Annotated in this window: 15 protein-coding genes and 1 pseudogene; 8 read left to right on the top strand and 8 right to left on the bottom strand. The window is 35.6% G+C overall.

Features of this window, described 5'->3' with window-relative positions; all coding sequences use genetic code 11:
* Positions 1 to 611 precede the first annotated feature (611 nt).
* The 4 genes from AC1DOS_RS12515 to rlmD all read right to left on the bottom strand — a co-directional run bounded on the left by AC1DOS_RS12515 (position 612) and on the right by rlmD (position 4,650).
* On the bottom strand, positions 612 to 983 hold the full coding sequence (locus AC1DOS_RS12515) for an iron chaperone (RefSeq protein WP_477537769.1): 372 nt from the start codon (positions 981 to 983) through the stop codon (positions 612 to 614).
* Between the two features lie 241 nt (positions 984 to 1,224).
* Positions 1,225 to 1,428 carry a hypothetical protein gene (locus AC1DOS_RS12510; protein ID WP_477537768.1) on the bottom strand — a complete coding sequence of 68 codons (204 nt, stop codon included), beginning with the start codon at positions 1,426 to 1,428 and terminating at the stop codon, positions 1,225 to 1,227.
* 785 nt (positions 1,429 to 2,213) lie between these two features.
* Complete coding sequence (locus tag AC1DOS_RS12505; RefSeq protein ID WP_477537767.1) at positions 2,214 to 3,173, bottom strand: tRNA dihydrouridine synthase; 960 nt, start codon at positions 3,171 to 3,173, stop codon at positions 2,214 to 2,216.
* A gap of 112 nt (positions 3,174 to 3,285) precedes the next feature.
* The gene (gene rlmD / locus AC1DOS_RS12500) at positions 3,286 to 4,650 is read right to left on the bottom strand and encodes a 23S rRNA (uracil(1939)-C(5))-methyltransferase RlmD (RefSeq protein WP_477537766.1); all 1,365 of its coding nucleotides are present in this window, start codon (positions 4,648 to 4,650) and stop codon (positions 3,286 to 3,288) included.
* Positions 4,651 to 4,908: 258 nt separating this feature from the next.
* Here rlmD and AC1DOS_RS12495 point away from each other — a divergent pair, with 258 nt between their 5' ends.
* The 4 genes from AC1DOS_RS12495 to AC1DOS_RS12480 all read left to right on the top strand — a co-directional run bounded on the left by AC1DOS_RS12495 (position 4,909) and on the right by AC1DOS_RS12480 (position 8,134).
* The gene (locus AC1DOS_RS12495; protein ID WP_477537765.1) at positions 4,909 to 5,532 is read left to right on the top strand and encodes a TetR/AcrR family transcriptional regulator; all 624 of its coding nucleotides are present in this window, start codon (positions 4,909 to 4,911) and stop codon (positions 5,530 to 5,532) included.
* A 73-nt stretch (positions 5,533 to 5,605) separates the two neighbouring features.
* A complete protein-coding gene (locus AC1DOS_RS12490; protein ID WP_477537764.1) occupies positions 5,606 to 6,481 on the top strand; it encodes an ABC transporter ATP-binding protein in 876 nt (291 codons plus the stop codon).
* Between the two features lie 14 nt (positions 6,482 to 6,495).
* On the top strand, positions 6,496 to 7,293 hold the full coding sequence (locus AC1DOS_RS12485; protein WP_477537763.1) for an ABC transporter permease subunit: 798 nt from the start codon (positions 6,496 to 6,498) through the stop codon (positions 7,291 to 7,293).
* A 43-nt stretch (positions 7,294 to 7,336) separates the two neighbouring features.
* Positions 7,337 to 8,134, top strand: a complete 798-nt coding sequence (locus AC1DOS_RS12480) for an ABC transporter permease subunit (protein WP_477537762.1) — start codon at positions 7,337 to 7,339, stop codon at positions 8,132 to 8,134.
* A 45-nt stretch (positions 8,135 to 8,179) separates the two neighbouring features.
* On the opposite strand, the pseudogene AC1DOS_RS12475 reads toward AC1DOS_RS12480, so the two are convergent.
* Positions 8,180 to 8,343, bottom strand: a pseudogene (locus AC1DOS_RS12475) (TRAM domain-containing protein); the annotation flags it as partial.
* 135 nt (positions 8,344 to 8,478) lie between these two features.
* Positions 8,479 to 8,697, bottom strand: a complete 219-nt coding sequence (locus tag AC1DOS_RS12470; protein ID WP_108587064.1) for a hypothetical protein — start codon at positions 8,695 to 8,697, stop codon at positions 8,479 to 8,481.
* Between the two features lie 359 nt (positions 8,698 to 9,056).
* Between AC1DOS_RS12470 and AC1DOS_RS12465 the strand changes: the two genes are divergently transcribed.
* Together AC1DOS_RS12465 and AC1DOS_RS12460 are read left to right on the top strand one after the other, a co-directional pair.
* Complete coding sequence (locus tag AC1DOS_RS12465) at positions 9,057 to 9,467, top strand: VOC family protein (RefSeq protein WP_477537761.1); 411 nt, start codon at positions 9,057 to 9,059, stop codon at positions 9,465 to 9,467.
* A 51-nt stretch (positions 9,468 to 9,518) separates the two neighbouring features.
* Positions 9,519 to 9,728: a hypothetical protein gene (locus tag AC1DOS_RS12460; RefSeq protein WP_477537760.1), complete on the top strand. Its 210-nt coding sequence runs from the start codon at positions 9,519 to 9,521 to the stop codon at positions 9,726 to 9,728.
* Positions 9,729 to 9,848: 120 nt separating this feature from the next.
* Here the strand turns inward: AC1DOS_RS12460 and AC1DOS_RS12455 are convergent, their stop codons facing one another.
* A complete protein-coding gene (locus AC1DOS_RS12455; protein WP_477537759.1) occupies positions 9,849 to 10,538 on the bottom strand; it encodes an aspartate/glutamate racemase family protein in 690 nt (229 codons plus the stop codon).
* 117 nt (positions 10,539 to 10,655) lie between these two features.
* The gene (locus AC1DOS_RS12450; protein ID WP_108587126.1) at positions 10,656 to 11,096 is read right to left on the bottom strand and encodes an SRPBCC family protein; all 441 of its coding nucleotides are present in this window, start codon (positions 11,094 to 11,096) and stop codon (positions 10,656 to 10,658) included.
* A 161-nt stretch (positions 11,097 to 11,257) separates the two neighbouring features.
* Between AC1DOS_RS12450 and AC1DOS_RS12445 the strand changes: the two genes are divergently transcribed.
* Both AC1DOS_RS12445 and AC1DOS_RS12440 read left to right on the top strand, forming a co-directional pair.
* Positions 11,258 to 12,430 carry an ATP-grasp domain-containing protein gene (locus AC1DOS_RS12445; RefSeq protein ID WP_477537758.1) on the top strand — a complete coding sequence of 391 codons (1,173 nt, stop codon included), beginning with the start codon at positions 11,258 to 11,260 and terminating at the stop codon, positions 12,428 to 12,430.
* A 1-nt stretch (position 12,431) separates the two neighbouring features.
* Positions 12,432 to 12,929 (top strand): alpha/beta hydrolase-fold protein (locus AC1DOS_RS12440; RefSeq protein WP_477537757.1); only part of this gene is annotated, 498 nt, incomplete at its 3' end.

The raw sequence follows: 12,929 nt of genomic DNA, 5'->3' as shown, positions 1-12,929 counted from the left end.
CTTAAAGTGTTTGCGAATCTCTGCTATATCTTTCTTATTCATCTCTAATTCCAACTCCCTAGTTAGTAAGATCCGTGTTATTAAATCAAAATCTGTGTTATGTACAAAAAAAGAGCATCCAAAGCTATAGTTTAGCTTTTGATACTTCTTGATTATAACAATCTTTAAGATGAAGAAAGGAACACAGTCAATTTTGGATTGAGTGACTCTTGCGGTCCTTCTTCTGCTTGCTCAGTTGTAGATACACGAGCATATAAAGCAACCTTTTTTTGCAAAGATAAAAACCTCATTTACTTATGGTACGGTTCACATTAAATAATGTTCAACTGGTTTAACACGTTGAACATTTCTGTACATGGCTATTTTTCTATCTCAATTCCAACCAAGCCACTGCCTCACAATGTGCAGAGTGTATGTGGCAACACAAGACAAAGATGCTGGTGGGCTTATGTAAGGATCGGTTCTACTAACCTAGAACCAATCCTTTTTTTAGAGATTCTCGTTAAGAATAAAGAGCACATTTATGATATTTTCTATTGCTTAAATCAGTGCGATGCACGTGCTTTTTATCAAATACATGGCGGTCAAGATATTTCTGGAAGAACCATTTTTTATTTCCGCCAAAAAGTTGAACAGTCTGCCTTGTCCAAAATATTAAACTCGATCATTTTCTCAAGTAATGAGAAATCAACCGGACTATCCCACTGGATACGTACCAACTGTTTGGTGTGATCATAGCCAGACTGCACAATTTCATCAGAAAAATGATTAATCCCTGCCAATTCAGGGGCAACAGCAAAATGATGTTTGGCTACGCTAAAGCCAATAATAAATGTACCGTGATCGGTAAACATAGGCTGATTCCACGCAATTTTTGGCATTAAATTTGGAAATTTCTTAGTTACCCAACCCAAAACTTCTTCCGTTCGGGCCCGATGTTGCGGATTATCAATATGCGATAAAAATTCTGCAAAAACTTCCATGTTGTTCCCTCCTAAAATGAAAATTATGTCGTTCAGAGAAATTCCTCAAACCCATGTATCCAAAATAAGAAAAAACACCTGGTGGGCTAAAATCTAGAGAAAATAACTATGTAGAAAACATCCTTTGAGAAGTGTTATATTCTCTGTCTTTTTCCGTTACCTCTTGTAATGCAACAATAGTAATTTCATTAGTTTCATTTATTACTGTTTGTAAGATCATTCCAAAAACTGGCTATATATATCATTTTGCTTTACTGGTTTTTTTATGTCTATGAAGGAATTTACGACCTGTTAGAGAAATCAGTAACAAGACCAGTACTAGTACTACAATTTGCATATATGATAAATTAAAATATTTAGCACCTGTAACAATTAATAGTGTAGAAAGCGTACCTTTTACAGTGAAAAAAATAATAATCCATAATCCGCCTTTTTTCCAGTTCATTTATATTTTACCCCTTTGATAGTTCTTGAAAGTGATATCTTAATAGAAATCTAATACATTAAGAAATAAATAAAAAAGTAGATTTTTTTAAAAAACAAAAATCATGTCAATTTAATGTAACGAATTCATGTTAAATGAAATTGATAATCATTGTCAAATTTACTAAGGATTTTTAAATTTAATGTCTAATTGTTTTTCCATAAGCCTATATTTCCTTTTACTTGCAAATAAGCACTAAAAAAACAGAAAACAAATTTCATTCAACTACGTGCCAGCGAAATAATTCCCCAGCAAGACTATAGAGAGGTAATACAGCAAAATGAGTCGAGTTTGCAGCAACTTGGTCACACTAAATTGGAATTAGAAAAGAAACTTAATAATTCCTCAAACCAGAAGCAAGTGTTAATAATTCAGAATCAGCTTGCTCAAATTACAAAGTTGGATAGTTTAACACCAGAGTTATTGCACCGCCTAATCGAAAGGATAGAAATAAAAGCAGACGGAACAGCAAGAATCTTTTATAGATTCTCGTTGCCATCTGCTATTGTTTAACGTAATTTTAGCAACACGCAGCACTCCACATGTGCAGAGTGTATGTGGCAACACAAGGGTGATGGTAGGTTTATTACAAAGACGTTTTTCTTTCAGAAAACAGACTTTATCAAAACAAAAGCTGCCGGCTGCAAAGGAACTTGAAACTGAATAAAATAAGTACACATGAGTTGATGTGATTCGTTTTTTCTCTAACTTTTTGAGAGTTACATCATTTCACTGTCCCCGTCCCATCATTCTTTTCCAAAGTTATCAAGCAATGCACGCACTTCATCTGTTGATTTCGTGTTCATCAATTGATTTCTTAATTCACCAGCTCCACGGAATCCTTTGACATAAATTTTGAAAAAACGATGAAGCCCTGTGATTGAACGTGGCAGTGCTTCCGCATATTGATCTTGAAGATCAAGCTGCAGTCTTAAAAGATCAAGGTATTCTTTACTGCTATGCTCTTTTGGCTCTTTTTCAAAAGCAAAAGGATTTTTAAAAATACCTCGCCCGATCATAACGCCATCAATACCATATTGTTCAGCAAGCTGGAGCCCAGTTTGACGGTCAGGAATGTCTCCATTGATTGTTAGCAACGTATTTGGTGCGATACGGTCACGTAATTTTTTGATTTCCGGAATTAGCTCCCAATGCGCATCTACTTGGCTCATTTCCTTTTTTGTACGTAAATGAATAGAAAGGTTCGCAATATCCTGTTTTAAAATGTGCGTTAGCCACTCCTCCCACTCATTTACATCCTCATAGCCAAGTCGTGTTTTCACGCTGACAGGCAGTCCGCCCGCTTTTGCTGCTTGAATAAGTTCTGCCGCAACGTCTGGACGCAGAATAAGGCCACTACCCTTCCCTCTCGATGCCACATTAGGTACAGGGCAGCCCATATTAATATCGATGCCTTTAAATCCTAGCTCTGCCATGCCAATACTCATTTGACGGAAATATTCGGGATTATCCCCCCAAATATGTGCCACCAATGGCTGTTCATCTTCTGTAAAAATCAAACGGCCACGCACACTTTTCATGCCCTCTGGATGACAATAGCTATCCGAGTTTGTAAACTCTGTGAAAAATACATCCGGTCGACCGGCTTCACTTACTACGTGACGAAAAACAACATCTGTCACATCTTCCATTGGTGCAAGTACAAAAAATGGTCGTGGTAAATCACGCCAAAAATTATCTATCATTTCAAACTCAAATCCTCTCACTATGGATACAACTTCAAACTCTCGGTCAAAAATATAAAGCCAAATGAAAAAAGGAACGTATTTCTCGATGGGAAATACGTTCTTTTATATATTATACTAACTCCAACCACGCCACTGCTTCACAATGCGTGGTCTGCGGGAACATATCGACTGGTTGTACTTCTTTCGTAACATACCCACCATCTTCTAATATGCGTAAATCTCTTGCCAAGGTACCTGGATTACATGATACATAAATAACACGCTTCGGCTTTTGTTCCAAAATCGTCTGCAATAATGCTTCGTCGCATCCTTTACGTGGAGGATCGACTACTAGTACATCGGCAGTTTTTCCTTCTTTGTACCATTTCGGGATGACCACTTCTGCAGGGCCCGCTTCAAAATACGTATTTTCAAAACCGTTGATTTCAGCATTGCGTTTCGCGTCTTCAATGGCTTGTGGCACGATTTCTACTCCTAATACTTGCTTCGCTTGTTTCGCTAAGAATAGAGAAATGGTTCCGATTCCACAGTAGGCATCAATGACGGTTTCTGTACCAGTTAGTTGTGCATAGTCTAATGCTTGTTGGTATAACACTTCTGTTTGCTCAGGATTCACTTGATAGAATGAACGAGCAGATATTTCAAATCGCACGTCTCCGATTAAATCTTCTATGGCATCTTTGCCCCAAAGTGTAATGGTTTTTTCACCGAATATCACATTTGTTTTTTCATCGTTAACGTTTTGTACGATTGAAGTGACTTGTGGCAGGATTCTTTTGATTGCTGCTACCGCTTCAACTTGTTGCGGGAATTTCTTTTTCTTTGTGACTAGTACGACCATGATTTCGCCAGTTGCGCGTCCTTTACGGATGACCACATGACGTAACATGCCTTGATGTGTTTTTTCGTTATATGGAGCAATGCCAAGTCGGCCTAATTCTTTTTTCATTTCGCGAAGGATTTCGTCTGCTTCTTCCGTTTGAATGATACAAACATCGGTGTCTGCAATTTCATGTGAACGGGTTTGATAAAAGCCAGCGACCACTCGTCCATCTTGCAATCCGAATGGAATTTGAGATTTGTTGCGGTAACGCCAAGGGTTGTCCATTCCTTTTACAGGAAGGACAGGCACGTCTGGCAGTTTCCCGATTCTAGTCATTGCATTTTTCACCATTTGTTGTTTCCACATCAATTGTCCTTCGTAAGATAAATGTTGGACTTGGCACCCACCACATTCATCAAACACATGACAAGCTGGTGCCACCCGGTGTTCAGATGGTGTAATGATTTCGATTAATTTAGCAAAACCATATGATTTTAATGTTTTTAATACATGTACTTCTGCTGTTTCACCAGGCAGTGCGCCCACAATAAATAACGGATAGCCGTCTATTTTTGCAACACCTGCTCCGTCATGCGTTAGATCTTCTATAGAAACCGTGATGCGGTCGTTTTTTTGTACGGGTAAAGACATATAACTTCCTCCATTTCAATTGCTTTAATTGTATCATGAGACCGTGATATTAGCAGAGCGAGATGGAATGTTTATTACGTTTAATAATTACCATGTATCTTAAATATTAAATCACAAAACCGTTGAGTAACTAACTCATGAATATTTTCTTAATATTTTAATACACTATATAAATCATTCATTGACTTCCCTGGTCAACGTAATTATGATTAAATTGACTGAATTGGTCAAAATCTTTTTTGTGTGGGGGAAAGGCATATGTATTCTAAATTTTTAAATGTGGATCTAGAAAAACAAGAACGAATTATAAACGCAGCTAGTAAGGAGTTCGCTCAAAAAGGATATGACAATGCCTCAACCAATGAAATTGTAAAAGAAGCAGGTATTTCAAAAGGGCTTCTATTCCACTATTTCAAAAATAAAAAAGGATTGTTTTTATTTATATTTGATTATTTGCAAGAAATGTTTAGGGAAAAGATTTACGAAAATATTAATTGGAATGAGACGGATCTCTTCATCAGATATCGTGAAATTGGATTACTTAAGTTCGAACTAATTAAAAGTTATCCCGAAACGGTTAATTTCATTAAGGTTGCCTACCTTGAAGACTCTAATGAAGTTAAAAGTGACTTAGAACAAAGACAAAATATATTGATAGCTACAGCTTATCAAAAGTTGTTTAGTGATTTTGACCACTCTAAATTTAAAGAGAATATTGATATTAACAAAGCTATTCAGATTATTTTTTGGTCGATGGAGGGTTTTGCAAATCAGCAACAAGAAAAACTCAAGGCACTTTCAATGGATCAAGTTAACCCAGAAGAAACCCTAGTAGAGATGGAGTCTTATTTGGACATGTTGAAAGAAGCTTTCTATAAATAAGTAAATGATTTTTTCAATGTTATTTGCATTCGTTTTATCAGTTTAATTTTCATTAAAAACAGGAGGTTCTACTATGAATGTAATTGAAATTAATAATCTGACAAAAACCTATGGTAATGCACGGGGAATAACAGATCTTAGTTTTCATGTAGAAGAAGGTGAAATTTTTGGTTTTATTGGACCAAATGGAGCTGGGAAGTCGACAACAATTAGAACGATTTTGTCTCTTATTTACCCTACCAGTGGAAGTGCTAAAATCTTTGGTAAAGATTGTATTGATTTTGCACCAGAGATTGCAAAGGAAATAGGTTATTTGCCTTCAGAAGTCTTCTATTATGACAATATGAAGGTTATCGACCTGTTAAAATACTCCGCTAGTTTTTATAAAAAAGATTGTAAAAAAAGAATGAATGAATTAGTTGAAATCATGGATCTTGATATAACGAAGAAAATTGAAGACCTATCTTTAGGAAATAAAAAGAAAGTGGGGATTGTTCAAGGATTGCTACATGAACCAAAACTTATCATTCTTGATGAACCCACTAGTGGACTAGACCCTCTCATGCAACAAAGATTTTTTGATTTGCTTTTAGAAGAGAATAAAAAAGGTGCAACCATCTTATTTTCATCACATATTTTAAGTGAGGTTCAGCGATTATGTGATCGCGTTGCCATTATTAAAGAAGGTAAAATCGTCACAGTTGAAAAGATTAGTAATTTAAAAGAAAACAACTACAAAAAAATTAAAGTTGAAACAAGAAATGCTGTAGACCGTGACTACTTTAATATTACTGGTGTGAATGATTTAACCTTTAAAGATAGCACCATAAGCTTTTTATTTAGAGGTGATATTAATACAGTTTTGAAAAAAATAGCTGAAGTTGATATTACAAACCTTTGGATAGAAGAACCTGATCTTGAGGAAATCTTCATGCATTACTATGAATAGGAGGACTAAAAACTATGAATATTTATTTTCATGAGTTAAAGGCTTATAAAAATTCAACGCTCATTTGGACGTTTTCTTTAATTGCCTTAGTAATCCTTTTCATGTCTATGTTTCCTTCTATTTCACGAGACGTCGAAGTGTTTAAAGAGTTGATGGAAGGTTTCCCTGAAGCTGTAAGGAAAGCACTTGGTCTTGAAATTGAAAGTTTTGGAACAATTCTTGGTTTCTATTCTTATATATTTTTATATATAACTCTTTTCGGGGCTATTCAGGCAATGAATATTGGAACTTCCATTATCTCAAAGGAAGTTCGTGACAAAACAGCGGATTTTCTTTTAACGAAGCCTGTTTCACGTTCAAAAATATTAACATCTAAGCTAATGGCCGCTCTGACCACATTAATCATTACGAATGTCGTATATGTAGTTGCAGCTAGCATAATCGTTTCACAAGTGAAGACTGAAGCTTATAGTATGAAAATCTTTTTAATGATTACCTTAACATTGTTATTTGTTCAGCTTATTTTTCTTGCTCTAGGGATAATCATTTCTGTAATTGTGCCAAAAATCAAATCTGTACTAACGGTATCACTGGGAACTGTGTTTACTTTCTACATCATCGGGTTACTTACTTCAACTACTGGTGATGAGTCCAAACGATATTTATCACCCTTTCAATATTTTGACACAGGCTATATCATAAAAAATTCTAGCTTTGAGACATCTTTTTTGCTTGTAGGAGTAGGGATTGTCACTGTTTCACTAGTTGCTAGCTATATCATATATACCAAAAAGGATATCCAAGCAGTTTGAATTTTACCATTTCATCAGCTTTGGCTAAATGGAGGTATYAATAATGAATATCTTTTTGAACGAATTGAAAGCCCATAGAAAATCTTTAATTATCTGGTGTATTGGAATCATATTCTTAGTTGTATCAGGCATGGCTAAATATGCAGGGTTATCCACTTCAGGTCAATCGATGAATGAATTATTGGCTGGCATGCCTAAATCTTTACAAGCAATAATGGGTACAGGAACTTTTGATCTATCAACGGCAATAGGATATTTCGGCATACTCACTATATATCTGTATTTAATGGCAACAGTTCATGCTGCAATGCTTGGTGCTAATATAATATCCAAGGAAGAACGGGACAAAACAGCAGAATTTTTATTCGTAAAACCTGTTTCAAGAAGTAAAATTATTTTTTCGAAATTACTGGCTACTTTAGTCAATATCGTAATATTTAATATAATAACTTGGGTTTCTTCTTTTTATATGGTTAAAATCTTCAGCAAAGGCGAATCTGTAAGTAGTGACATCGCTACGATAATGGCAGCAATATTTATTCTACAGATCTTATTCTTGGTCATCGGCTCAGCAATAGCAGCTGTAAGCAAAAATCCAAAAAGAACTGTATCCATATCTACAGGAATTCTTCTAATCACCTATATATTATCGATTGTCATCGACTTAAATGAAAACATTAAATATATGAAATATCTCTCGCCATTTAAATATTTCGAATCAAAAAATGTGATGTTTGGTGGAGGCTTAGATCCTGTCTTTGTAGTATTATCTGTGGTCATGATTGGAGTACTTACAATGGGTACCTTTGTTTTTTATAAGAAAAGAGATTTGAATTTATAATAGCGAATGATTAGAGAAATCTCTTATTTGGCAAAACTAAATGATAAATGATTTCAATGTTTTTAAGACGTTACTTCTGCTGTTTCACCAGGCAGTGCGCCCACAATAAATAACGGATAGCCGTCTATTTTTGCGACACCTTCTCCGTCATGCGTTAGATCTTCTATAGAAACCGTGATGCGGTCGTTTTTTTGTACGGGTAAAGACATATAACTTCCTCTATTTCAATTGCTTTAATTGTAGCAAGAAGGCATGAAAAAAGCAGAATGGCTTATCCTATTTTTCTAGTCACCGTCACTTACCTTTGGCGGTGAGCAAACTTTCAAATGAAGGTTATTCCCTAATTAATATAGTCGTTGTTGACAGTGAGGAAATGGGTTAATATCTCGAATCGTTTGGTATTCATAATGCTTGAGCGCAAACTGTGACTGATATAAGTACTCCATGACGTAAAGTTCACCATCATAAGCATCGCATAATATGCCGGAGGTTCCTTGACCATTCATAAATGAAATTCCTATTGGCTGACCAATTAAGTGCATGATTTTCTGTTGCCAGTTCATAAAAATCACTCCTTTTTTGTTACCATATGAAGCTTGCCAAAACAATGTGCAAACCAATAGGTAAAGATGGCTAAAACTTCAAGACGGGCACTCCGCTATTTTCAGCAAAAATAGTAGGTGTAATGATTGGAGTACATGTACCTTTTTTTGCATAAGAAAAGAGATTTGAATTTATGAAAAAGGGTTAGAGAAATCTCTTCTTATGGGGATTTCTCTAACCCCCTTTTTACTTTCCAAAAAATAGATGGAAAGAATGCATGTAAAAATAAAGGAGTTTAGTTTATTTAGATAGAAAGTAGTTAAGATACATTCAAATTATTTCCTTAAACTACCTGGGTCTCACAAAAGGAGCGAATACAATGGAACAATCAAAACAAAAAATCCACTCATTTTTAATGTTTGAGGGGAATGCTGAAGAAGCAATGACTATGTATACCTCTCTATTTGAAGAATCTGAAATTATTAATATTATTCGTTATGGACCAAATGAGTCTGGTGAAGAAGGTTCGGTTCTACATGCAACATTTTTAGTTAAGGGGCAAGAGTTTATGGCTAGTGATAGTTATGTGAAACACGATTTTACCTTTACCCCTTCAATATCGATGTTTGTCACATGTGACTCTGAAGAAGAAATTGATGTTGCTTACGCGAAATTATCTCAAGGCGGAGAAATCTTGATGCCACTAGCCGATTATTCATTTAGTGCCAAGTTCGGTTGGATCAACGATAAGTTCGGCGTTTCATGGCAATTAAGTCTTCCGCTTGAATAATAACAATGCGTCTTTTGAGAAATATCACCATTTCAAGAAAGTTGGGTTAGAATGGAAGTCATACTAACAAGTATTTTCACTATCTTTATCACGATTATGACCTTCTATAATCTTTTAAAGGTGTTCACGATGGCCTTTAAGAAAAAGCAAATTACGTATTCAAGGTTACTGCTTTATGTAACATCTTCAATCGCAGTAGGTTTTGTTGTAGCTTCCATTCTACCTTTGGTTATTATTACAATAGTCGAAGTTCTTATTTAATCAATTAGTCATAACGCACTCCATTTGGGGTGCGTTTCTTTTTAAGGAAAATCAGCAACAGTACTACTTCATGGAAATACTGAATGGGACTTCCTAGTAGAAGTCCCATTCTCAATTGATCTATTCTAATGCCTTCTTTACAGATTCGAGCGCATGGATGACTGTTGTATCAAATAACGGAACTTCTGAATCCTCTGGTTCTATTAATAACCCGATTTCTGTACAACCTAATATAATACCTTCAGCTCCATCTTCAATTAAACTCTGGATAACCTTTTTATAGTACTCCCTTGATGATGGCAAAATCTCACCTAAACACAATTCCTCAAAGATTACTTTATTTATGACTTCTCTATCCTCAATATTTGGCACCAAAACCTTAATCCCATTAGACTCTATTCGAGATTTGTAGAAGTCTTGCTCCATCGTATATTTAGTACCTAGTAACCCAATCGTACGTATGTCTGACTTTACAATTTGATGTGCTGTGGCATCCGCAATATGTAAAATAGGAATGCTGATTTTTTCTTCTACAAATTCAATAACTTTGTGCATGGTATTGGTACAAATGATAATAAAATCTGCACCCGCTTTTTCCAATGACTGTGCAACATCGCCTAATATATGTCCAGCTCTTTCCCAGTCACCTTGTGCTTGATAACATTGAATCTCTTCAAAGTTAACACTATATAAAATGCATTTCGCCGAATGTAATCCACCTAGTTGCTTTTTTACTTCTTGGTTGATTAGCTGGTAATACTTAGCTGACGATTCCCAACTCATACCACCAATTAGACCAATCATTTTCATGTCTATCCCCCCTTTAACTCAATATATTCTTTATGTGACTTAAGCTATTCTTTTAAGCTTTCTACTTTTCCTTAAAATATCAAAAAAAGAGTCAAGAGACTCTCTTTTTTTTGGCAATTAGAACACGATTGCTGCTCTTAAATTAGTACTGCCATTTTCTAAATACCCCTTCAAACAGGTCAACATATAAACCCAGCCCTCTTTATTACCTAACAAATTACTGATTAATTCATCATCATTTTCGTTCCAACCTTTTTCGTTCACTTCAATAATTGTAGTCGTATCATCCACTTCGCTCAGTGTGATTGTCACCACATGTTCGTCCCCAGGTGCACCCCACTTAAATGCAATTTTCTTATCCTCTTGGATTTCCAATACGGTTAATTCCACTTGTGCATCGTATTCTTCATATCTTAATGTAATGGTTTTGTCTTGTTCCAGTCTTGCAGAACCCGATGAAAACCAATAATTGGCCATTTTTTCAGGATCTACGATGGCTTCAAATACCTCATTAACTGGCTTTGCTATTTTTAATTTTGTATTCACTTCAATTCCCATACTTACTAATTCTCCTTCGACTACTTTATTTTTCATCATCTACTATACATTCACCATTGAATGTCTATCACCTTTTTATTTGCCTCCAAAAGACAAAACTACTTGATTACTGAATATTCATACAGTACATTAAGAGAAAACTATTTTTAGGAGGAACTCCAGTGAACATTATTTTTTTCTCCCCACACTTTCCTCAAAATAGTACGTATTTTTGTACTCATTTAAAAAATAATGGAGCAAACGTCCTGGGAATTGGGGATACCCCCTATGAATCCCTAAGCGATCCGCTAAAGGAAGCTCTAACAGATTACCTGCACATTAAGCATATGGAAGACTACGATGAGGTTCTGAAAGCAGTTGGCTACTTCACGCATAAATTTGGAAAAATAAATCGTTTTGAGTCTCTTAACGACCACTGGCTAGAACTAGAAGCAAAAATTCGAACCGATTTCAATATATACGGTACAAAGTTAGATTTCGTATACGATGTTATTCACAAATCCAAAATGAAAAAGTTTTTTGAGAAATGTGATGTCACAATGATTCGCAGCGTCAAGGATATAACGTATACAAAAGTAACTGAGTTTATCAAAATCGTTGGATACCCTATCGTGATCAAGCCTGATCTGGGTGCAGGCGCGAGCATGACCTCTAAGATAAATAACGATAGTGAATTAAACCAATTTTTTGAACAGAAACCAGCCGAAGTCAATTTTATTGCTGAAGAATTCATTGAAGGTAATGTTTTAACTTATGATGGCTTAATTGACCGTGAAGGCGTAGTCCAATTTGAAGCAACTCACTTATTTGATCAAAGTATTATGACGGTCGTTAATACAAATGACCATTTGCATTACTATTGTCTAAAAGACGTCCCGTCTAAAGTTAAGCATGCAGGCCAAAGTATTCTACGTGCTTTTGACATTAAAGAACGATTTTTTCATATTGAATTATTTGAGTCYCGAAAAAATGGAAACCTCTATGCACTTGAAGTAAATATGAGGCCTCCTGGTGCTTGGATGACCGATGCCATTAACTACTCGTACGATATCGACATTTATAAAGAATGGGCCAATATGGTAGTACATAACCAAGTGAACACCCCAAAAGAAGGGACCTACTATACTGCCTATGCAAGCCGAAAAGATCATAAGCACTATGTCCATAGCCACGAAGACATATTGTCTACTTATTTACCTTACCTTGTTAATCATAATCGAATTGAAGATGTTTTTAGCCAGGCCATGGGGAATTACGCTTATCAATTTCGAGCAGAAACCTTTGAAAAGGTTCAATCAATTGTCTCTTTTGTTCAAGATGAAATGAGGAATTAATATGCATATCTCTTACCATAAGGAATGGAGCCATTCATTAAATAGAGAAATGGAATACAAGGTGTATGGACTTCGTGGAAAACCCATATTAGCATTCCCGTCTTCAGGCGGCAGATTTTTTCAATATGAAGACAATGGAATGATTGAAGAGTTGAGTGACTACATCGAGGAGGGACGCATTCAACTATGGGCTTGTGACGGCATTGATGAAGAAACTTTCTTCGCACAACATTCCGATATCCATACTCGGATGACCCGTCATAAGCAATATGATCAATACATAGCCCATGAACTTGTTCCGTCAATTTTACATACAAGTAAGATGAACAATAATGGAGATGAGCAAAAGATTTGGATAACTGGTTGTTCCATGGGCGCATTCCACAGTGCGAATTTTTTCTTTCGTCATCCCTTCGCTTTTGATGGATTGCTAGCACTCAGTGGTGTATATTCCACGACTTACTTCTTTGGGAATCATATGGATGATGACGTCTATTTC

Source organism: Paenisporosarcina sp. P5_A11, assembly GCF_056400705.1.
This window is presented reverse-complemented; position numbering and strand designations above follow the sequence as displayed.